Genomic DNA, 20,875 nt, shown 5'->3' on the forward strand with positions numbered 1-20,875 from the left:
AGCGTTCTAGGGGGAGGGGAGTACGGGATGCCGTACGGACACAACGCGGGGCGGGGCAGTGCGTCGGGGGCGATGCGCGCGGGCAGAACGGGGGCGGCGCTGCTGACCGCCGGTCTGCTCGGAGTGGTGCTGGCACTGCCGCCCGGCGGCGCACAGGCCGCCCCGGTGGCTCCCCGCATCGATCTGAAGGTGCTCGTGGTCGACGACGGCGGGGAGGCCGTCAACGCCATCACGGACGAACTCAGAGGAAGTGGTGTGCCGTTCACCACGGTGAACCTCGGCGCCGCGGGCCGCCCGGTGATCGACGCCGCGTTCCTGAGCGACACCGTCGACGGCCGGCCGCGCGCCAAGTACCAGGGCGTGGTGCTGCCCAACGAGGCCCCGTTCGGCGCCGGTTCGGCGGAGTCGGCGGCCCTGGTCGCGTACGAGAAGACCTTCGGCGTCCGCCAGGTCGACGCCTACACCTGGGCGCACCCGGGCGTCGGCCTCGACTACACGGACCAGGAGGGCTACGCGGGCCCGATGGACGGCGCCGACGCCACCGTCACCGCCGCCGGGAAGGCCGGACCCTTCGGCTACCTCGACGGGCCGCTGAAGTTCGAGGACAACTCGCCCGCCGTGATGGAGAGCTACGGCTACGCGGCCCGCCCGCGCGCCGGATTCACCAGCTACCTCGACATGCCCACCGGTGCCACGACCCGGGGCAGCCTGGTGGGCGAGTACGCCCAGGACGGGCGCCGCGAGCTGGTGGTGACCTTCGCCTACAACAAGTACCAGCGGCAGTTCCGGGTGCTGGCGCGCGGTGTCGTTCAATGGCTGACACAGGGCGTACACCTCGGGCAGAACCGGAACTACTTCTCCGTTCACGTCGATGACGTCTTCGCCCCCGACGCTCGCTGGAACAGCGAACTCAACTGCACCCCGGGCGACTTCGACTGCGAGGGCGGTGAAGGTGAAGGCGACAACCCGGTCCGGATGACGGCGGCCGACGCGCAGTACGCCGCGCAGTGGCAGCGCGAGAAGAACTTCAAGCTGGACATGGTCTACAACGCCGGCGCGGGCGAGGAGTGGAAGGCCGAGCACGGGGGCACCGACGCGCTGACCGCGCAGCTGGTGGCCGACCGGGCCCAGTACCGCTGGATCAACCACACGTACACGCACCCCTTCCTGGGCTGCAAGCAGGACACCACCGTCGTGCCGTGGAAGTGCGCCACCGACGCGGCGGGCAACACCCTGTGGATGAGCCGCGCCGAGATCTCCAAGCAGATCTCCGACAACCACAGGTGGGCCACCGGCAAGGGGATCGCGGTCGACCGCACCGAACTCGTCACCGGTGAGCACTCGGGGCTCAGGACCACCCCGCAGCAGCCCGTGGACAACCCCAACCTGGCCCCCGCCCTCGCCGACAACGGCGTGAAGTGGCTGGCCAGCGACGCCTCGCGCGAGCCGCAGCAGCGGGCCGTGGGCGCCGCCCTGACCGTGCCCCGGCACCCGATGAACGTGTACTACAACGTGGGCACCGCCGCCGAGATGACCGACGAGTACAACTGGATCTACACCTCCAAGGGCGACGGCGGCAGCGGCGTCTGCGAGAGCAACCCGGCCTCCACCTGCCTGGAGGACCCGCTCGACACCGCCACCGGATACGCGAACCACATCGTCCCGCAGGAGGCCCGCACCGCCCTGAGCCACGTCGTCGGCAACGACCCGCGCCCGCACTACGTCCACCAGTCCAACCTGGCCGAGGAGCGGCTGCTCTACCCGGTCCTGGACAAGGTCCTGGCCGACTACCGGGCCCTGTACGCGGACAACGCACCCGTGGTGAACCCCACCCAGCGCGAGGCCGGCGTCGAGTTCACCCGCCGCGCCGCCTGGGACAAGGCCCTCGCCGCAGGCACCGTCACCGCGTACCGCGTCGGCGACACCGTCACCGTCAAGGCGCCGTCCGGCGTGGTGGCACCCGTCACCGCACCGTTGGGCACCAAGAAGCAACTGCTCCTCGGTACCGCCGCGTTCGGGACGCCGTACGCGGGGGCGCTCTCCGCCTGGGCCGGACCCGAGGCACTCCAGTCCGCCGTCACACTGAAGCTGCCGACCGCTCCGTAGCGCAGCACCACACCGCACGGCACCGCACAGCACCACCGCACCAGCCGTCGGCAACTCGTCCTGGGGGGACACGAACATGAGCCGTGGGCGTCATGTCAGCATGCTCACCGAAGGCACCTACCCGCACGTCCAGGGGGGTGTCAGCACCTGGTGCGATCAACTGGTGCGCGGCATGCCCGACGTCGACTTCCACGTCGTGTCCCTCACCGGCAGCGGGCGCGAGCCCGTCACCTGGGAACTGCCGGCCAACGTCTACGCACACAGCGTGGTCCCGCTGTGGGGAGCTGCCGACGGCTCCCGCTCCGCCAAGCCCCGGGGGCGGGAGAAGCGCGCCTTCCTCGCCACGTACGAACGCTTCCTGCTGTCGATCCTCGATCCCTCGGCAGGCTGCGACTTCGGCCGGGAGCTGTACGCACTGGCCGAACTCGCCCGGCAGGGACGGCTCACCGCCGCCCTCGGCAGCGAGGCGGTGCTGCGCACCCTGACCTGGATCTGGACCATGCCGCACCTCGACACGGCGAAGGCCGGGCCCACCCTGCACGACGCCCTCATAGCCACCGACCTGCTCGACCACCTGCTGCGCCCGCTCGGCGCCCGCATCCCGGACGGCAGCATCGCCCACGCGGTCAGCAGCGGACTCGCCACCCTGCCCGCACTCGCCGCCAAGCACTTCGACGGAGCGCCCTTCCTCCTCACCGAACACGGCATCTACCTGCGCGAGCGCTACCTCGGCTACCGGTCGGCCGCCCAGCGCTGGCCCGTCAAGGCCCTGCTGCTCGGCTTCTACCGGGAGCTGAACTCCCTCGGCTACCGCGAGGCCGACCTGATCACCCCCTGCAACCAGTACAACCGCAGGTGGGAGGAGCGCGGCGGCGCCGACCCGGCCCGCATCCGCACCGTCTACAACGGCGTCGACCCCCAGCTCTTCCCGCACGCGGGCCCCGAACCGGAGGTCCCCACCCTCAGCTGGGCGGGCCGGATCGACCCCATCAAGGACCTGGAGACGCTGGTACGGGCCTACGCGATCGCCCGCGCCGAACTCCCCGAGCTGCGGCTGCGGCTCTTCGGCGGAGTGCCCGAGGGCGGCGAACCGTACAGGACCACACTGGAGAAGCTGGCCGCCGAGCTCGGGGTGAGCGACGGCATCAGCTACGAGGGGCGGGTCTCGGACGTCGCCCGCGCCTACGCGGCGGGCAGCGTCGTGATGCTCTCCAGCATCAGCGAGGGCTTCCCCTTCAGCATCATCGAGGCCATGTCCTGCGGCCGTACGACGATCTCCACCGACGTCGGCGGAGTGCGCGAGGCGGTCGGCGACACCGGACTCGTCGTCCCGCCGCGCGAACCCGAGGCGATGGCCCGCGCCACCCTGGAACTGCTGCGGGACGACGAGCGGCGCAAACGGCTCGGCGAGGCGTCGAGGCAGCGCGTCATCGACCAGTTCACCCTGCGCCGCTCCATCGAGGGCTTCCGCTCCATCTACCAGGAACTCGACGGGGTGCCCGAGCCGGTCGTCCACGAACTGCCCGACGAGTGGACGATGCGGCTGCGGATGCCCGACCCGTGGCGGGCGATGGCGGCCGACGGGTCCACCTGGTGACCCGTACCCCCACCCGCCACACCAACGCACCCGCCACGAAAGGGACTTCATGAGCGGCCCGATGTGGCTGACGCCCGACGACCGGCAGGACACCCTGCCGGCCATACCGCGACCACGCCCCTCCTGGGCCACCGCCGCCGACCCGATGGACGAACTCGCGGCCCGGCTGCACAGCCTGATCGAGGCCGCCGTCCACCCCGACGAGATCGCCGCCATCCTGGAGTCCGACGGGATGAACGACGAGCACATCCGGCTCACCTACGGCCGCGCCAACTCCTTCGAACTCGCCGAGGACCTCTACGCGCGCGTGCCCCGGGCCTACCCGGAACCGGAGCTGGCGCCCGGCGACCCCTGGCACATCAGCCTGCTCCCGTGCCTGCTGCGCGGACTGGTCTTCGCGCTGCCCGGACTCGCGTACGTGCTGGGGGCACCCTTCGCCACCGGCGCCACCCCGATCGCCGTACTGATCGCCAGCGCGCTCACCGGCTGGGCGTGGAACCAGGCGCTCGCCCACCGCGCCTACACCTGGCTCGGACTCGGCGACCGCCCCGCCGCCGCCCGCTCGCTGCTCGCCGGGGCGCCGCTCGGCGCCCTGCTCGGGACCGGGGTGGCCCTCGGCGTCGCAGGGACCGGCGAAGGGGCCGCCGTCGCCTTCGCCTCCGTACAGGCGCTGTACCAGGGGGCGGCCACCGTCCTGCTGGTCCTGGGCCGGGAGCGGCTGCTGCTGACCGCGCTCGCCCCGATGTCGGCAGGTGCGGTCCTCGCCCTGCTGTACGACGTACCCGACCCGGCCAGGATCGCGCTGCTGGCCCTCTCGCCGCTGGCGGTGCTCGTACTGGCGGCGGTGGAGCTGCTGCGCGGGGTCGGGGGCTCCAGGGGGTCCTGTCGGCCCGGTCTGCCCGGCGGGCCGAAGGTGCTGGCTTCCGTGCCGTACGGGGTGTTCGGCCTGGCCACCGGTGTGCTCGTGCTGCACGCGGCGCTCGGCGACGTCCTCACGGGCGGCACCGCCGGGGCCGCCGCCGCACCGGGGGCGGTCGCGCTCACACTCAGCATGGGGCCCGCCGAATGGCTGCTGCACAAGTTCCGCAGCGGCACCCTGGCCGGGCTGCGGGCCTCCACCACGCACCAGGCGTTCCGGCGGGCCACCGCATGGACGCTGCTGCGCTGCCTGGGCCTGTACCTGCTGGTGCTGGCGGGGCTGGCGGCGGCCGGGACCCTGGTGTGGCCGCAGGCGGAGGGCTTCGACGGGACGCGTGCCGTCGGGCTGCTGCTGATCGGCACCCTGATGTGGACCGGGCTGCTGCTCCAGGCGTTCGGCGCGGTCATCGCCGCGGCCTCGGTGTGCGGGGCCGCCGCGCTCGTCCAGACCGTCGCCGTCCTGGGCGGGGCGACCCGGCTGACCTCGCTGGCGGTACCCGCGCTGGCGGCGGTGCTGCTGACCGGGCTGGTCTGCGTCACGCTGGGAAGGGCGGCGGCGCACCGGCCTTGACCCGGCGCACCCTTCCAGCGCCCAGCTCCCAACTCCGAGCTTCCAGCCGACAGCCGACAGCCGACAGCCGAACCGCCCGAGGACCCGCCCCGTGACCCACCTGCTGGTACCCCTCTACGAACACCCCGCCGACCGCCCCGAGGCCTGGGAGGCGGTGCTGAGCGTGCCGGAGCGGCTCTACGGGGTGATCCTCAACCCGGCCAGCGGCTCCGGGAGTTCGCCCGACCCCGCGTTCGCGGCGGTCGCCGAGCGGCTGCGGGCCTCCGGGGTGCGCGTCCTGGGATACGTCGACACCGACTACGCGCGCCGCCCGCACGCGTCCGTGGTCGAGGACCTGCTGCGGTACCGCGACTGGTACGGCACCGACGGCACCTTCCTCGACCAGGTCTCCTCGGGCCCCGACGCTCTCGCCCACTACCGCAGGCTCGCGGTGGCGGCCCGCGAGACGGGTGCGCGGTCCCTGGTGCTGAACCACGGGGTGCACCCCGACCCGGCGTACCTCGCGCTCGCCGACGTACTGGTGACGTTCGAGGGCAGCTGGGACACCTATCAGGCGGAGGGTCCGGTTCCGGGGTGGGTGCGGGACCATCCGGCGGACCGCTTCTGCCACTTGGTGTACGCGGCCCCGACGGACGTCTCCGCGCTGGCCGCCATAAGGGGCGCCGGTGTGCACTGCGCGGTGCCGGGCGGCGGCGCCCACCCGTGGGGGACGCTGCCGTACGGGCTGGGCACCCAGGGCTTCGGTGCGGGAGTACGCCGATGAGGCGCGCGGGGCCGCTGGGGTCGCCGGTGCCGCCGGTGCTCCTGGTGGTCCCGCTCCTCCTGCTCCTCCTGCTTGTCGCGGGGTGTGGCGCGCCGTCCGACCCGGACCCCGCACCGGGCCCGAGCCGCAGTGCCTCCGGTTCCGCGAGCCCGGAGCCCCGCCCCACCGGCGCCCGTTGGCAGCCGCGTCCGGGGGTGGCCTGGCAGTGGCAGCTCAGCGGGAAGCCGGACCTCTCCGTCGACGTACCGGTGTACGACATCGACGGGCACACCACGTCCGCCGCCACGGTGGCCGAGCTGCACGCCGCGGGCCGCAAGGTCATCTGCTACCTGTCGACCGGGGCGTGGGAGAAGTTCCGGCCGGACGCCGCCCGCTTCCCGGCCGAGGTCCTCGGCGCGGGGAACGGCTGGCAGGGCGAGCGCTGGCTCGACATCCGCCGCACCGACGTCCTGGAACCCCTGATGGCCGCCCGGTTGGACATGTGCCGCGACAAGGGCTTCGACGCCGTCGAGCCCGACAACATGGACGGCTACCTGAACAGGACCGGCTTCCCGCTCACCGCCGCCGACCAGCTCCGCTACAACCGGCTGATCGCCCGCCTCGCCCACGATCGCGGCATGGCGGTCGGCCTCAAGAACGACCTGGAGCAGATCCCGCAACTGGTCGGGGACTTCGACTTCGCGGTCAATGAGCAGTGCGCCGAGTTCGACGAGTGCGAGCTGCTGACCCCGTTCATCAAGGCACGGAAGGCGGTCTTCCACGTGGAGTACGAGCTCTCGGCCGGGGAGTTCTGTGCGCGTGCACGCCAGTTGCGGCTCAGTTCGATGGTGAAGCGGTACGAACTGGACGCCTGGCGGAGTCCCTGCTGACCGCTCAGCCCAGGGCCAGCACGACCAGGGCGGTCGTCGCCGCCGTCTCCGCCAGCGCGCCGAAGACGTCACCGGTCACCCCGCCGAAGCGGCGTACGCAATGGGCCAGCAGCAGTTGGGCCGCACCCAGCGCGGCCAGTACCGCGAGAGCGTGGTGCAGCGCCCCGTACGGCCCCAGCGCCAGCCCCGCCGCCGCGCACAGCAGCGTGCCGGAGAGGGCGGCCAGGACGGCGCCGCGCACCGGGAGTACACCCGCCACCGCCGCCCCCAGACCCTCGGGACGGGCGGCGGGGACGCCCTCGCGCGAGGCGAGGGTGAGGGCGAGCCTGGCCACCACGCCGGAGACCAGCGCGGCCAGTGCGCCGCTCGCCCATCCGTCCGCGTACAGCTGCGCGTACACCGCCACCTGCGCCAGCAGTGTGAACAGCAGCGTGATGACGCCGAACGGGCCGATGTCCGACTGCTTCATGATGTCCAGCGCCGTCGCGGCGGGCTTGGCGCTGCCGAGCCCGTCGGCGGTGTCCGCGAGCCCGTCCAGGTGCAGCCCCCGGGTGAGCACGGCGGGTACGGCGGCCGAGGCGACGGCGGCGAGCAGCGGGCCCGCGCCGAGCAGGAGCAGCAGAGCGCCGAGCGCCGCCGCGCACAGCCCCACCACGGCGCCCGCGAGCGGGGCGCAGAGCATGCCCGTACGCGCCGCCCGGCGGTCCCAGTGGGTGACGTGCACCGGGAGGACGGTGAGGGTGCCGAAGGCGAACCGCACCCCGTCCTGGAGGGGCCGGCGGGGCGGTGGGGGAGAGTGTGCGGGGGGCGGCGGGGGAGGAGTGCTCACCGGCCGCAGGCTATCCCGCGCCGCCCGACGGTAAGTTACGTATTGCGCACAAAACGGACAGGGTGAAGTGAGTGGCATGGGTCACTGGATGTACCGCAACATCGTCGAGCCGGGAAAGCTCCCGCTCTTTGTCGCGCTGCTCTCCTTCGTGCTGTCCTTCCTGGTCACCCGCACCATCACCCGGCTGATCCGGGCGGGGAAGGGGCCCTTCCGCAACGTCACGCCGGGCGGGATGCACATCCACCACGCGGTGCCCGGGGTCGTCCTGACCACCATCGGCGGCTTCGGGGCGGTGGCCAGCGGACGGCACGGGGTGGGGGCGGCGGTCTGCGCCGCGATCTTCGGGACGGGGGCGGGGCTGGTCCTGGACGAGTTCGCGCTGATCCTCCACCTCGACGACGTCTACTGGTCCGAACAGGGCCGCACCAGCGTCGAGATCGTCGTCCTGACCGCCGCCCTGGTGCTGCTGGTGCTGACCGGGTCGCTGCCCTTCGGCGTCAACGACCTGACGGAGGAGGAGACGCGGAGCCGGGGACTGCTGTTCCTGAACGTCGCCCTCAACGGGATGTGGTCGGTGGTCGCCCTGTGCAAGGGCAAGGTGCGCACCGCCCTGTTCGGGATCGTGGTGCCGTTGGTCGGCGTCGTCGGCGCGGTCCGCCTGGCCCGCCCCAACTCGCCCTGGGCGCGCCGCTTCTACCGCAACCGGCCCAGGGCGCGGGCCAGGGCGATGCGCCGGGTCTACCGGCACGACCGCCGCTGGGCCCGGCGGGCCCGCGCCTTCCAGGACTGGCTGGGCGGCGCCCCGGACCGCACTCCGCGCGAGCCCGGGGCCTGACGGCCACGGCCACGCGCGCGTACCGCTACGCGCGCGTGCCCCGCCGCTCCCGCTGCCTGCGCAGCGCCCCTTCGGCCAGCATCAGCAGGAACACGCCGAGCAGTGCCGCGATGTGCTCCTTGCCGGCCAGGTTCGTCTTGACGATCACCTCGACCACCATGGCCAGGACCACCGCCCCGGCCGTCCACCGCGCGCCGTACCGCCAGCACACGTACAGGGCCAGGCCCACCACCGCCGCCGACGGACCCGTGTCCACCACGGTCCTGTCGATCTCCGGCAGCCCGGCCGGGTTGTCCGGCCCCAGCGCCACGCCCACGCGCGCGTAGAGCGTCCCCGACAGCGTGGCGACGTACGCGATGAACAGCGTCCGCAACCGGCCCAGGCAGATCTCGGCGATGCCGAACACCAGCAGCACCTGGGCCAGCGCACCCCACACCGGCAGGTCGAGCGCGGGCACGAACAGCGACAGCGGGGTGCGCAGCAGGGCGAGCGGCAGCGGGTCCTCGGCGCGCACCGCGCCGATGTTCTGGACCGTCTGGTAGCCCCAGGACTGGTTCTGCACGACCTGGAACAGCGAGGTCAGGGCGACCGCCGCCAGGGTCATCGGGATCGCCCGCCAGGTGCGGGTGACCAGTGCCTCGCGCACGCGCGCGTACAGCGGACCCCACTCGCGCCGGGCGAACCGGCGCAGCGAGGTCTCGGGAACGGCGGTCGCGGTCACGTTCTCTTCCCCGTTTCCAGGTGCTTGCGGTGCAGCCACTTGGGAAGCCCCGGGGCTTCCAGGAATCCTTCGGCACGCCCGGCGGCGATGCCGATCCGCAGCAGGTCGGCACTCTTCTCGAAGAGCATGAAGCGAGGCTCCCAGATCGGTCGGTACTTGGCATTGGCCCGGTACAACGACTCGATCTGCCACCAGCGCGAGAAGAAGCTCAGCATCGAACGCCAGAGCCTCAGCACCGGTCCCGCACCGAGGCGTGCACCACGCTCGAAGACCGACCGGAACATCGCGAAGTTCAGTGACACCTGAGTGATCTTGATCTCGGCGGCGCGCTGGAGGAGTTCGATGACCATGAACTCCATCAGCCCGTTCTCGGAGTCCCGGTCACGGCGCATCAGGTCGAGCGAGAGCCCCTTGGGCCCCCACGGCACGAAGCTGAGCACCGCCCGCAGTTCGCCGTCGCCGTCGGTGCACTCCAGCATCACGCAGCGCCCGTCACCCGGGTCGCCGAGCCGCCCCAGCGCCATCGAGAAACCGCGCTCGGTCTCCCCGTCCCGCCAGTCGTCGGCCTTGCGCAGCAGTTCGGCCATCTCGGCCTCGGGGATCTCCTCGTGACGGCGGATCCGGACTTGGTACCCGGCCCGCTTCACCCGGTTGTACGCCTGCCGTACGGTGCGCATCGCGCGCCCCTCAAGGGTGAACTCGGCCGTCTCCACGATCGCCTCGTCGCCGAGCTCCAGGGCGTTCAGCCCGTGCCGGGCGTAGATCGTGCCGCCCTCCTCACTGGCGCCCATCACGGCGGGCACCCAGCCGTGCTCGCGGGCCTCCGCCAGCCACGGTTCGATCGCACCCGGCCAGGCCTCCGGATCGCCGATCGGATCGCCCGAGGCGAGCGAGACCCCGCCGACCACCCGGTAGGTGACGGCCGCCTTCCCGGTCGGCGACCAGATGGCGCTCTTCTCGCGGCGCAGCGAGAAGTAGCCGAGGGAGTCGCGGTCGCCCTGCTTGTCGAGCAGCGCGCGCAGCTTCTCCTCGTCCTCGTCGGAAAGCGGGTCGACGGCCCTGCGCGAGCGGAAGGCGGCCAGCAGGACGCCGATCAGCAGGGCGGTGCTCATGATGTTGATGAGGACGTTGACCCAGCCCGGCGTCATGATCCCGGCGAACTGGTCGTCCGGCGCGGCCAGCGAGATCAGCCGGGCCACCCCGTACCGCCAGCGCTCCAGGAACGTCGAGGAACCCGCCCCGTGCGAGGCCGTGTTGGTGACGGTCACCAGCAGCGCCGCCAGCAGCGAGGTGACCAGCAGCCCGCCCACCGCGACGGCCGCCGCCAGCTTCGGGTTGGACCGGTCGCCCTTCGCGTAGAACTCGCGCCTGCCCAGCAGCAGCGCCACGAAGAACGCCCCGGTCAGGACCAGCGAGACCCAGTTGCGCCCGTACTGGCGGATCTCGGGGAAGAACATCACCAGCGCGAACAGCGCGAAGAGCAGCCCGCTGAGCACCGTGTTGAAGATCCACGCGGCCCGCTTCCTGCGCCGCAGCGTGACCGCCATGATCAGCGCGAACAGGCCCGAGGAGAAGCCCGCCGTCAGCAGGTACGGGGTGAAGTAGTCGCCCGCGTTGTGCCGTCGCAGGTCCTGGCCGAGGGAGACCCACACGGCGCTCAGGAAGCAGATGAACGTCACGATCCGCAGGTACCAGACGGCGAACGACGCACTGCGCCGCGTCAGCGGGGTACTGCGCCGCGCGGCGGGCCCGGAGGCGGGGGCGGCCCCGCGCGGCGGTGCCTTGGGTGTTCCATCGGTAGGCAAGCGGACATCTCCCATGAAAAGCGATGATATGGGGCATCACGCTTCGCGCGGGACTCCGCCCGCCAGAAGGCCGGGGAAGCGCCTCTGGCAGAACTCAGCCGTCCGTCTCGTCGGCCGCCTCGTCTCGCGCCGGCAGCTCCGCGGCGAGCGCGGCGGCGGCCTGCACCAGTGGAAGTGCCAGCAATGCCCCAGTTCCTTCGCCCACAGTGACGCCTTGGTCGAGCAGAGGGTTGAGCGCCATCCGGTCCAGCGCCTTCTCCTGCGCCGGCTCGCCGCTGACCTGACCGGCCAGCCACCAGTCCGGCGCCCGGAACGCGGCCCGCTGCGCCACCAGCGCACACGCCGCCGAGACCACCCCGTCCAGGATCACCGGCGTACGGCGCACCGCGCACTGGAGCAGGAACCCGGTCATCGCCGCCAGGTCCGCCCCGCCCACGGCGGCCAGCAGCTCCAGCTGGTCGCCCAGCACCGGACGGGCCCGCCGCAGCGAGTCCCGTACCGCCGCGCACTTGCGCATCCACGCCAGGTCGTCGATGTGCGCCCCGCCGCGCCCGGTGACCACCGAGGCGTCGGTGCCGCAGAGCGCCGCGATCAGCGTGGCCGCCGCCGTGGTGCCGCCGACGCTGAGGTCCCCGAGCACGATGAGATCGGTCCCGGCGTCGGCCTCCTCGTCCGCGATCGCCATGCCCAGCCGGACGGCCCGCTCGGCCTCCTCGGCAGTCAGCGCGTCCTCGACGTCGATACGGCCAGAACCGCGCCGCACCCGGTGCCGTACGACCTCCTCGGGCAGCAGCTCCGGGTCGCAGTCGAGCCCGGCGTCGACGATCCGCAGCTGCGCGCCGGCCCGGCGCGCCAGCACGGCCACCGGGCTCGCGCCGTCCAGCGCCGCCCGCACCAGGAGATGGGCCGACCCGGCCTCGCGCGCGGACACCCCGAGCCCGGCCACCCCGTGGTCCCCGGCGAACAGCACCACCTTGGCCCGCTCGACGGGCCTGACCGGTACCGAGCCCTGGGCGGCCGCCAGCCACTCGCCCAGCTCGTCGAGCCGGCCGAGCGTCCCGGGCGCCACGGCGAAACGTTCCCGCCGCTCCTCGGCATCGCGCCGCACACCGCTGTCCGGCCGCTCGATCAGGTCGGAGAAGTCGTCAAGATTCAACACGCTCATTCGCCGAACAGTACCGGCCCCCGCAGGGCTTCACCGCAGTCTCAGCACCTGTCCCGCCACCACCAGCAGAACCTCCTCGCACTCGGCCGCGAACCGTGCGTTCAACCGGCCGAGCTCGTCCCGGAAGCGCCGCCCCGCCGCCGTCGCCGGGACCACCCCCGACCCCACCTCGTTGCTCACCGCGACCACGGTCCGCCCGGTCTCCCGGACCGCCCGCACCAGCTCGTCCACCCGCTCGCCGAGCGCCGCCCGGCCGCCCGAGGCCCACTTCTCGTCGTCCCACGCCTCCACCCGGTCCATGGCGTCGGTGAGCCACAGCGCCAGGCAGTCCACCAGCAGCGGCGGCCCGTCCTGGGCCAGCAGCTCCGCCACCTCGCAGGTCTCCTCGGTGCGCCAGCTGCCAGGACGCCGCTGCTGGTGCAGCCCGATCCGCTCGGCCCACTCCCGGTCGCCGTCCCGGCGGCCGCCGGTGGCCACGTACACCACCCCCGGGAAGCCCTCCAGTCGCCGCTCCGCCTCCACCGACTTCCCCGACCTGGCCCCGCCGAGCACGAGCGTGCGCCGGGGCACGTCGGGCACCTCCGCGTACTCACCGGCCACCAGCGTCGTCCCGTCCGGCACCGCCCTGGCCCCGAGCGCGGCCAGCCGCCTGTCCTGCTCCGCGCCCCCCGGCACGTCATGGTCGAGATGTACGGCGACGACATCGGTCGCCGGACCCACCGCCCCCCACCCCCGCAGCTTCGCCAGCGCGTCCGGCCGCCCCAGCACGTCCAGCACGACCAGGTCGTACGGCCGCACCCCGCCGTCCCCGGCGGGCGCACCGCCCGGCGGCAGATACAGCAGCCGGTCACCCTCCACCGAGGTCACCTCGTACCCGGTGCCGGGGGAGTCCATCGGCACCGCCCGCACCCGGTGCCCGCTGATCAGCGTCAACTCCTGGCCGTCCGGCACCCGCCCCGCCCGGGGCAGCCCCGGCGGCAGCTCGACCGGCGGCCCGTCGTGCGGATGCGTGAGAAGCACCTGCCGTACGCCGCCCAGGGAGCGCCCCGCCCGGGCGGCGGCCAGCGCGGCCCCGGGGGTCAGGTCGAGCAGCAGCGCCCCGTCCACCAGCAGCGAGGTGGCGCCGCGCGCACGGGGGCCACGGGCGGTCGCGCAGGTCGCGCAGGGGCAGTCGGGGCGGGGCAGGCCGCCGGGTGCGCCGGTGCCGAGGAGAGTCAGTTCCACGGGTCGATCCTCCCGCGTCCTTGTGCGCGCTGCGCGCCCGGCTACGCTGCGAGCAGCATCGAACGACCCGGGAGGCGTACATGGCGTGGACGTGGCGGTTCGAAACGGCGGACGGAACGGAGACCCAACCGGCCGTCGAGCCGGAGGAGTTCACCACGCAGGGTGACGCGGAGTCCTGGCTCGGGGAGGTCTGGAAGGACCTTCTGGAGGGCGGGGCGGCGCAGGTGACCCTGTCGGAGGACGGCAAGAAGATCTACGGCCCGATGAGCCTGAACGCGGAAAGCTGACCAACCGCCGACCGGCCGCCGGGAGGCCTCCGGCCAACCGCCGACCGGCCGGCCGCGCCCACCGGCGCATCACGGCGTCGCGCCCCCGAGAACTCAGGGGCGCGCCGCCGCCTCCACAGCCTGCCCGCCGGCCCCGTCCTGCTCCACAGCCTGCGCGCCGGTCCCGCCCCGCTCCGTGGTCCGCTCCCCGGTCTCCTCGCGTCCCGCGGTCTCCGCCGTCAGGAACTGCGTCGCGGCCAGTTCCGAGTAGAGCGTGTCTCCGGTGATCAGTTCCGTGTGCGTGCCCACCGCGCGGACCTTTCCCGCGTCCATCACCACGATCCGGTCGGCCAGCGTCACCGTGGACAGCCGGTGTGCCACCACCAGGACCGTCGTCTCCCTGGCGGCCTCCGCCACCGCGTCGCGCAGCGCGAGTTCGTTGACCGCGTCGAGCTGTGAGGTCGCCTCGTCCAGGAGCAGCAGCCGGGGCCGCCGCAGCAGTGCCCGCGCGATCGCCACCCGCTGCCGCTCGCCGCCCGACAGCTTGGACCCCCGGTGCCCGACCACCGTCTCCAGGCCCTCCGGCAAGCGCGCCACCAGGCCGTCCAGCCGGGCCTTGACGAGCACTTCCCGTATCGCCTCGTCCGAGGCGTCCGGCGCGGCGAACACCAGGTTCTCCCGCAGCGTCCCCGCCAGCACCGGCGCGTCCTGCTCCACGTACCCGATGGTGGCGCGCAGCTCGGCGAGCGGCCAGCTCCGTACGTCGCGGCCGTCGACCAGCACCCGGCCGCCGGTCGCCTCGTAGAACCGCTCGATCAGCCCGAACACGGTCGTCTTCCCGGCCCCCGAAGGGCCGACGAAGGCGGTCATGCCGCCGCCCGGCACATCGAAGTCGACGCCGTGATGGACGAACGGAAGATCGTTCCGGTAGCGGAAGGTGACGCCCTCGAAGGTGACCTGCGCGGGCTCTCCCGTCACAGGAGCCACCAGCGCCCCCGGCTCCTCCACCTCCAGCTTCTCCGCGTCCACGATCCGGGCCACCGCCGCCGAACCCACCTGGTACTCGGTGACCGCGCTGACCATCTGGCTGATCGGGTCGATCAGATAGAAGAGGTAGAGCAGGAAGCCGATCAGCGTCGCCACCGAGATCGACCCCGAAGCGACCCGCGCGCCGCCTATTCCCAGCACTGCCAGGAACGACATCTGGACCGCGAGACCGACCGAACTCCCCGCCAGCGCCTGCCATTTGGCGGAGCGCACGCCGTGCCGCCAGGCCTCCTGCGCGGCGGTCTCCACGACCGCCGCCTCGCGCGCCTCGGCGCCCGAGGCCTTGACCGTCCGGAAGGCCCCGAAGGCGCGCTCCAGCACGGCCGAGATCGCCCCGACCGCCTCCTGCGACTGCTTCGTCGCCTGTGCGATCTTCGGCATGACGAACCCGACGGCGCCGCCGATCAGCACGATCACTCCGAGCGTGACCCCGAGCAGCACCAGGTCCAGGTACGCCATCAGCGCGATGGTCGCGAGGAAGGTCAGGCTGCCGGTCGCCGCCGAGACGATCGAGCTCGTGGTGACCGAGCGCAGCAGCGTCGTGTCGGAGGTGACCCGGGACATCAGGTCGCCCGGCTGGGTGCGCTCGACCTCGGGCACCCGTAGCCGCAGCAGCCTGCCGATCAGACCTCGGCGGGCGACCAGGACGACCGTCTCGGCGGTGCGTTCCAGGACGTACGAGCCGACGGACGCGATCGCGGTGCCGAGCACCACGAGCGCGGTGAGCAGCAGCAGGAGGCCGACGATCGGCTCGTCCTGACCGAGCCGGTCGACGAGCACCATGGCGGCGAGCGGCTGTGCGAGCCCGCTCGCCGCACCGATCAACGTGAACAGCGCGCCGAGCGCGACCGCCCATCTGTGCGGACGGAAGTGCCGGTAGAGGGCGCGCCAGGTCTCGCGCGCGGGCAGTTTGGGGGTGCCGACCGGGTCCCCGGTCTTTTCGGTTGTCGTGGCCACGTTAAAGAAGACGCAAAGCGGGGCCGCGCACCTGACCGATGCGGTGAACGGACTTCACCCCGAACCCCGAACCCCGGGCTTCCCCCGGACCCCACCCCGGCCGTCAGCCCCGTACGCCGCACAGGTGCAGCAGCGCCGCCACCCTGCGGTACGGGTCCCGCCGGCCCGCCCGGTCCTCCAGTGCGAGCACCTTCGCCAGCTCCTCCCCGGCGGGCGGCGGCGCCCCGTCCGCGACGGTGTCCGTGAAGACCCGCACCCCGTACCAGGCGTGCAGCGGGGCCGCGATCCCGGCCAGGGTCGCCGTCAGCGCCTCCAGCCGGTCGGCCCGGACCGCGCGGCCCAGCGGGTCCGGGTACGCGTCCGAGGTGTACGCGTCCGAGTCCAGCGCCGCCAGGGCGCCGGTCCAGTCCCCGGCCAGCCCCGGCCGCATGGCCAGCGCGTCCGCGTTGCGCACCAGCAGCGACAGCAGTCCGCGCGGCGCCAGCATCCGGCCGAGCCCGGCCACCAGCGCGTCCGGTTCGGCCACGCGCATCAGGACGCCGTGGCAGAGCACCACGTCGAAGCTGCCCGGCAGGAAGTGCACACCGGTGTCGTAACCGTTGCCCTCGATCAGCCGGACCCGCTCACGGATCCCGGCGGGCTCGCCCGAGAGCGCGTCGCGGGCCGCGGCCAGCAGTGCGGGGTCGGACTCCAGGCCGGTCACCTTGTGCCCGGCCCGGGCGAGCCGCAGGGCCTGGGTGCCCCGGCCCATGCCGACGTCGAGTATCCGCAGCCGCTGGCCGACCGGGAAGCGGCCGGCCATCTGCTCGTCGAGCTGGCGGGCCACCAGTTCCCGCCGGACCGCCTCGCGCAGTCCCCCCTGACCGGCGGGCCACGCGGCGGGAGCCCCGCCGAAACCCGCCGGTGCGGCGGTCGACGGGGCTCCCGGAGCTTCGGGGGTGTCCGCGGTCAGGGCCGTTCCCCGCGCTTGACCTGGGGCTTCGGCAGACGCAGACGGCGCATCTGGAGCGAGCGCATCAGGCCGTACGCCGTGGCGCCGCGCAGCGACTCGTTCGGGAAGCGGGCCTTGAGCTGCTTCTTCAGCCGGATCGCGAGACCGATCGAGTCGATCACGATCAGCACGATGACGATCATCCACAGCAGCAGCGCGATGGTCTGGAGGTTGCCCACCTGGACCATGCTCAGCACGAGAATGATCACTGCCATCGGCAGGAAGAACTCCGCGACGAAGAAACGCGAGTCGACGAAGTCACGGGTGAAGCGGCGCACCGGGCCCTTGTCACGCACGGGCAGGTACCGCTCGTCACCGCTGGCGAGGGCCTCCCGCTGCTTGGCGAGGTCGGCGCGGCGGGCCTCCCGCTGGCGCTTCATCGCCTCCTTGCGGTTCGCCGGCGCGGTCACGGCACTGCGGCGCTGCGACTGCGCGACGGCGCGCTTCGGGGTGGGGCGCCCCTTGGGCGCCTGCGGGTCACGGGGCGACTTGGAGAGATCGGCGGTCACCTTGTCGGTGGCGGCGGTCTTCTCGGCGCTGGAGTTGGCACGGCTACGGAACACAAAACCCAAGGGTACGGGGTGCGGGGCATGGACCCCAGTCCGGAGGGGAACGATCCGGCAACAGCTGCGCCGGAACGGCGGAACCAAGGGTCGCTTCTACTCCCTACGCATGGCCCCGGCTCCGCACAGTCGTCCTGGAGGAGGAGCACATCGACGCCGGAACAGTGCGGTAATAGAGACAGGGCCCGTACTGTGGGTTCTGTTGGAGTGGCCAGGAGCCGGAGTCCGTCAGAAGGGGGCGCGCGAAGCCCATGAGCGGTGTCATGAAGCGTATGGGGATGATCTTCCGCGCGAAGGCGAACAAGGCCCTTGACCGGGCCGAAGACCCGCGGGAGACACTCGACTACTCGTACCAGAAGCAGCTGGAACTGCTGCAGAAGGTACGCCGCGGAGTCGCCGACGTAGCGACGTCGCGCAAGCGGCTCGAACTGCAGCTCAACACGCTGCAGAGCAATTCCTCCAAGCTGGAGGACCAGGGCCGCAAGGCGCTCGCGCTGGGCCGGGAGGACCTCGCCCGCGAGGCGCTGTCCCGCCGGGCCGCGCTGCAGCAGCAGGTCTCCGACCTGGAGGTTCAGCACCAGACCTTGCAGGGCGAGGAGGAGAAGCTGACCCTCGCGGCCCAGCGCCTCCAGGCCAAGGTGGACGCCTTCCGTACGAAGAAGGAGACCATCAAGGCCACCTACACGGCCGCGCAGGCGCAGACCCGGATCGCGGAGTCCTTCTCCGGCATCTCCGAGGAGATGAGCGACGTCGGCGTCGCGATCCAGCGTGCCGAGGACAAGACGGCCCAGCTCCAGGCACGGGCCGGCGCGATCGACGAGCTGCTCGCCTCGGGCGCGCTGGACGACCAGTCCGGTCTCGCCAAGGACGACATCCAGGCCGAGCTGGACCGCCTCTCCGGCGGTACGGACGTCGAGCTGGAGCTCCAGCGGATGAAGGCGGAGCTGTCCGGCGGTCCCTCGCAGCAGGCGATCGAGGGCGGCCAGCAGGACGCCGCGCAGCAGGGGCAGAGCCAGTCCCACCCGAAGTTCGACAAGCAGTAGGCGGGAGCGCACACCATGATCATCCGCATCATGGGGGAGGGTCAGCTCGATCTGGCCGACAGCCACTTCGCCGAGCTCAACAAGCTCGACGACGAGCTGCTGGCCGAGATGGAGAACGGGGACGGACCGGGGTTCCGGCGGACCCTGGAAGCGTTGCTGGAGGCGGTGCGCACTCTCGGCACCCCCCTGGCGGACGACTCCCTGGAGCCGTCCGAGCTCATCCTCCCGGCCCCTGACTCCACGCTGGAGGAAGTCAGGGCCATGCTCACCGAAGACGGCCTCATCCCCGGCTGACCCCTCCCACTCCAACGCCCCGCCGAGCCCCCTTGGGCGGCGGGGCCGCCCCCCGGGGGCGGAACGGGCGGGCAAGGGGGCGGCCCCCCGCGGAGCCGAACCCTCCGGCCCCGCCCCACCCCCGCCATGGCCCCACCCCCGCCATGGCCCCACCCCCGCCATGGCCCCCCTCGCCCCCGCCGCCCGCCCCAGGGCCGACCCCGTCCCCGTACCGTGAACCCATGACCCCCCTGGGCCTCAGCACCGGCCTCACCCGCCCCCGCTCCTGGCTACGGGCCCACCCCCTCGCCTCCGACGCCGCTCTCGCCGTCCTCGTCCTCGCGTGCATGATCGTCGGCTCGTTCGCCGATCCGCACGACGGCCTGCACGGCCCGGCCTTCGGCGCCCGTTCGCCCGGACCGCGCAGCATCGTCCTCATGGCGCTCGGGGCGGGCGCGCTCGTCTTCCGGCGCCGCGAGCCGCGGGTGGTGCTCGGCGTGACCTGCGCGCTCACCGTCATCGAACTCGCGCTCGCAGCCCCGGAGCAGCCCGCTCCGGTCTCCATGAGCGCCGTCGTCGCGCTCTACACGGTGGCCGCCCGCACCGACCGGCCCACCACCTGGCGCATCGGCCTGTCCACCATGGTCGCGCTGACGGCCGCCGCGATGTGCTTCAGCGAGGGCCCCTGGTACGCGCAGCAGAACATCGGCCTGTTCGCCTGGACCGGCATCGGCGCCAGCGTCGGCGACGCGGTCCGCAGCCGCCGTGCCTTCGTCGACGCCATCCGGGAGCGGGCCGAGCGCGCCGAGCGGACCCGGGAGGAGGAGGCCCGCCGCCGGGTGGCCGAGGAGCGGCTGCGTATCGCCCGCGACCTGCACGACGTCGTCGCGCACCACATCGCCCTGGTCAACGTGCAGGCCGGGGTCGCCGCGCACGTCATGGACAAGCGCCCCGACCAGGCCAAGGAGGCGCTCGCCCACGTCCGCGAGGCCAGCCGCTCCGCGCTCAACGAACTCCGCGCCACCGTCGGCCTGTTGCGCCAGTCCGGCGAACCCCAGGCCCCCACCGAACCGGCCCCCGGCCTCGCCGTCCTGGACGGACTGCTCGACACCTTCCGCAACGCCGGACTCCCGGTCGCCCTCGCCCGTACCGACGACGAGGTACTGCCCGCGTCCGTCGACCTGGCCGCGTACCGGATCATCCAGGAAGCCCTCACCAACGTCCGCAAGCACGCGGGCCCGGACGCGAGGGCCGAGGTCAGCGTCGTCCGCGTCGGCAAGTCGATCGAGGTCACGGTCCTCGACAACGGCACCGGCACCGGCACCACCTCCGCCCCCCACGACGACAACGGCGGGAGCGACGGCGGGCCCGGCTTCGGCGGCCACGGCCTGGTCGGCATGCGCGAACGCGTCACCGCCCTCGGCGGCTCCCTCACCGCGGGCCCCCGCTACGGCGGCGGCTACCGCGTCCATGCGATCCTGCCCGACAAGGCCCGTACGGCAGCCGACCGGGCACCTGCGGCCGCCGATCAGGCCCGTACGGCAGCGCAGGCCGCCACCGGGACCGGCCAGGGGGAGGACCCGACCACATGAGCACCGCGTTTCCCCCGCCGCAGGGCGCCGCCCCGCTGCCCCCGATCAGGGTTCTGCTCGCCGACGACCAGGCCCTGCTGCGCAGCGCGTTCCGGGTACTGGTCGACTCCGAGCCGGACATGACGGTCGTCGGCGAGGCCGCCGACGGCGCGCAGGCACTCGAACTGACCCGGGGGCTGCGCCCCGACGTGGTCCTGATGGACATCCGGATGCCGGGCACCGACGGTCTCGCCGCCACCCGGGAGATCGGCGCGGACCCCGCGCTTGTCGGGGTGCACGTAGTGATGCTGACGACCTTCGAGGTCGACGAGTACGTGGTCGAGTCGATCCGCGCCGGTGCCTCCGGCTTCCTCGGCAAGGGCGCCGAACCCGACGAACTCCTCAACGCCATCCGGATCGCCGCCGGGGGAGAGGCCCTCCTGTCGCCCGCCGCGACCAAGGGCCTGATCGCCACCTTCCTCAAACAGGGCGACGGAGGTACGGCCCAGGAGCCCGCCGCCGACGGGGCGCACGCCGCCCGCCTGGCCACCCTCACGGTCCGCGAGCGCGAGGTCCTGGTCCACGTCGCGGGCGGCAACTCCAACGACGAGATCGCCGCCCTCCTCGTCGTCAGCCCCCTCACCGTGAAGACCCACGTCAACCGTGCGATGGCGAAGCTGGGCGCCCGTGACCGGGCCCAATTGGTGGTATTCGCATACGAATCGGGCCTGGTACGTCCACGGGTGGAGTGAGGGCGTACC

The 20,875-nt window shown here is 72.9% G+C and carries 19 protein-coding genes; 11 read left to right on the forward strand and 8 right to left on the reverse strand.

The genetic code is table 11. The features are described from left to right. The first annotated feature begins 72 nt into the window (after positions 1-72). The 5 genes from ACZ5PB_RS15025 (at position 73) to ACZ5PB_RS15045 (ending at position 6,824) form a co-directional block, all read left to right on the forward strand. A complete protein-coding gene (locus ACZ5PB_RS15025) occupies positions 73-2,106 on the forward strand; it encodes a hypothetical protein (protein ID WP_468691549.1) in 2,034 nt (677 codons plus the stop codon). Between the two features lie 76 nt (positions 2,107-2,182). Beyond that, positions 2,183-3,703 carry a GT4 family glycosyltransferase PelF gene (gene pelF / locus ACZ5PB_RS15030; RefSeq protein ID WP_468691201.1) on the forward strand — a complete coding sequence of 507 codons (1,521 nt, stop codon included), beginning with the start codon at positions 2,183-2,185 and terminating at the stop codon, positions 3,701-3,703. Between the two features lie 49 nt (positions 3,704-3,752). Then, complete coding sequence (locus tag ACZ5PB_RS15035) at positions 3,753-5,192, forward strand: hypothetical protein (protein ID WP_468691203.1); 1,440 nt, start codon at positions 3,753-3,755, stop codon at positions 5,190-5,192. 91 nt (positions 5,193-5,283) lie between these two features. Then, entirely contained in the window at positions 5,284-5,955 is a 672-nt protein-coding gene (locus tag ACZ5PB_RS15040; RefSeq protein ID WP_468691205.1) for a spherulation-specific family 4 protein, read from the forward strand. Next, positions 5,952-6,824, forward strand: a complete 873-nt coding sequence (locus tag ACZ5PB_RS15045; protein WP_468691207.1) for an endo alpha-1,4 polygalactosaminidase — start codon at positions 5,952-5,954, stop codon at positions 6,822-6,824. Before ACZ5PB_RS15040 ends, ACZ5PB_RS15045 begins: the two co-directional genes overlap by 4 nt. Before the next feature lie 4 nt (positions 6,825-6,828). On the opposite strand, the gene ACZ5PB_RS15050 is transcribed toward ACZ5PB_RS15045, so the two are convergent. Beyond that, positions 6,829-7,653, reverse strand: a complete 825-nt coding sequence (locus ACZ5PB_RS15050) for an adenosylcobinamide-GDP ribazoletransferase (protein WP_468691208.1) — start codon at positions 7,651-7,653, stop codon at positions 6,829-6,831. 76 nt (positions 7,654-7,729) lie between these two features. On the opposite strand from ACZ5PB_RS15050, the gene ACZ5PB_RS15055 reads away from it, so the two are divergent. After that, positions 7,730-8,488: a hypothetical protein gene (locus ACZ5PB_RS15055; protein ID WP_468691210.1), complete on the forward strand. Its 759-nt coding sequence runs from the start codon at positions 7,730-7,732 to the stop codon at positions 8,486-8,488. A gap of 25 nt (positions 8,489-8,513) precedes the next feature. Here ACZ5PB_RS15055 and ACZ5PB_RS15060 read toward each other — a convergent pair whose 3' ends face one another. From ACZ5PB_RS15060 to ACZ5PB_RS15075, 4 genes are all read right to left on the reverse strand, one after another. Further along, positions 8,514-9,209 (reverse strand): hypothetical protein, encoded by a 696-nt coding sequence (locus ACZ5PB_RS15060; RefSeq protein WP_468691212.1) that lies wholly within the window; start codon positions 9,207-9,209, stop codon positions 8,514-8,516. After that, positions 9,206-11,029 carry a phosphatidylglycerol lysyltransferase domain-containing protein gene (locus ACZ5PB_RS15065; protein WP_468691213.1) on the reverse strand — a complete coding sequence of 608 codons (1,824 nt, stop codon included), beginning with the start codon at positions 11,027-11,029 and terminating at the stop codon, positions 9,206-9,208. The genes ACZ5PB_RS15060 and ACZ5PB_RS15065 overlap by 4 nt, the downstream gene beginning before the upstream one ends. 79 nt (positions 11,030-11,108) lie before the next feature. Further along, positions 11,109-12,179 carry a nicotinate-nucleotide--dimethylbenzimidazole phosphoribosyltransferase gene (cobT, locus tag ACZ5PB_RS15070; protein WP_468691215.1) on the reverse strand — a complete coding sequence of 357 codons (1,071 nt, stop codon included), beginning with the start codon at positions 12,177-12,179 and terminating at the stop codon, positions 11,109-11,111. 30 nt (positions 12,180-12,209) lie between these two features. Next, positions 12,210-13,403, reverse strand: coding sequence for a bifunctional adenosylcobinamide kinase/adenosylcobinamide-phosphate guanylyltransferase (locus ACZ5PB_RS15075; protein WP_468691216.1), 1,194 nt, complete (start codon positions 13,401-13,403; stop codon positions 12,210-12,212). A gap of 80 nt (positions 13,404-13,483) precedes the next feature. On the opposite strand from ACZ5PB_RS15075, the gene ACZ5PB_RS15080 reads away from it, so the two are divergent. After that, positions 13,484-13,690, forward strand: coding sequence for a hypothetical protein (locus ACZ5PB_RS15080; protein WP_468691217.1), 207 nt, complete (start codon positions 13,484-13,486; stop codon positions 13,688-13,690). Positions 13,691-13,783: 93 nt separating this feature from the next. Here ACZ5PB_RS15080 and ACZ5PB_RS15085 read toward each other — a convergent pair whose 3' ends face one another. The 3 genes from ACZ5PB_RS15085 to ACZ5PB_RS15095 form a co-directional block, all read right to left on the reverse strand. Then, positions 13,784-15,673 (reverse strand): ABC transporter ATP-binding protein, encoded by a 1,890-nt coding sequence (locus ACZ5PB_RS15085; RefSeq protein WP_468691218.1) that lies wholly within the window; start codon positions 15,671-15,673, stop codon positions 13,784-13,786. A gap of 103 nt (positions 15,674-15,776) precedes the next feature. After that, complete coding sequence (locus tag ACZ5PB_RS15090) at positions 15,777-16,475, reverse strand: class I SAM-dependent methyltransferase (protein WP_468691551.1); 699 nt, start codon at positions 16,473-16,475, stop codon at positions 15,777-15,779. 146 nt (positions 16,476-16,621) lie between these two features. After that, entirely contained in the window at positions 16,622-17,227 is a 606-nt protein-coding gene (locus ACZ5PB_RS15095; protein WP_468691219.1) for a DUF3043 domain-containing protein, read from the reverse strand. Positions 17,228-17,478: 251 nt separating this feature from the next. On the opposite strand from ACZ5PB_RS15095, the gene ACZ5PB_RS15100 reads away from it, so the two are divergent. The 4 genes from ACZ5PB_RS15100 to ACZ5PB_RS15115 all read left to right on the forward strand — a co-directional run bounded on the left by ACZ5PB_RS15100 (position 17,479) and on the right by ACZ5PB_RS15115 (position 20,866). Beyond that, a complete protein-coding gene (locus tag ACZ5PB_RS15100; protein ID WP_468691220.1) occupies positions 17,479-18,270 on the forward strand; it encodes a PspA/IM30 family protein in 792 nt (263 codons plus the stop codon). 15 nt (positions 18,271-18,285) lie between these two features. Beyond that, positions 18,286-18,564: a PspA-associated protein PspAA gene (gene pspAA / locus ACZ5PB_RS15105; protein ID WP_468691223.1), complete on the forward strand. Its 279-nt coding sequence runs from the start codon at positions 18,286-18,288 to the stop codon at positions 18,562-18,564. A 221-nt stretch (positions 18,565-18,785) separates the two neighbouring features. Then, positions 18,786-20,135, forward strand: a complete 1,350-nt coding sequence (locus tag ACZ5PB_RS15110) for a sensor histidine kinase (protein WP_468691226.1) — start codon at positions 18,786-18,788, stop codon at positions 20,133-20,135. Continuing rightward, positions 20,132-20,866, forward strand: coding sequence for a response regulator (locus ACZ5PB_RS15115; protein ID WP_468691227.1), 735 nt, complete (start codon positions 20,132-20,134; stop codon positions 20,864-20,866). The genes ACZ5PB_RS15110 and ACZ5PB_RS15115 overlap by 4 nt, the downstream gene beginning before the upstream one ends. Positions 20,867-20,875 lie beyond the last annotated feature (9 nt).

The organism is Streptomyces sp. NPDC032721, assembly GCF_055579625.1.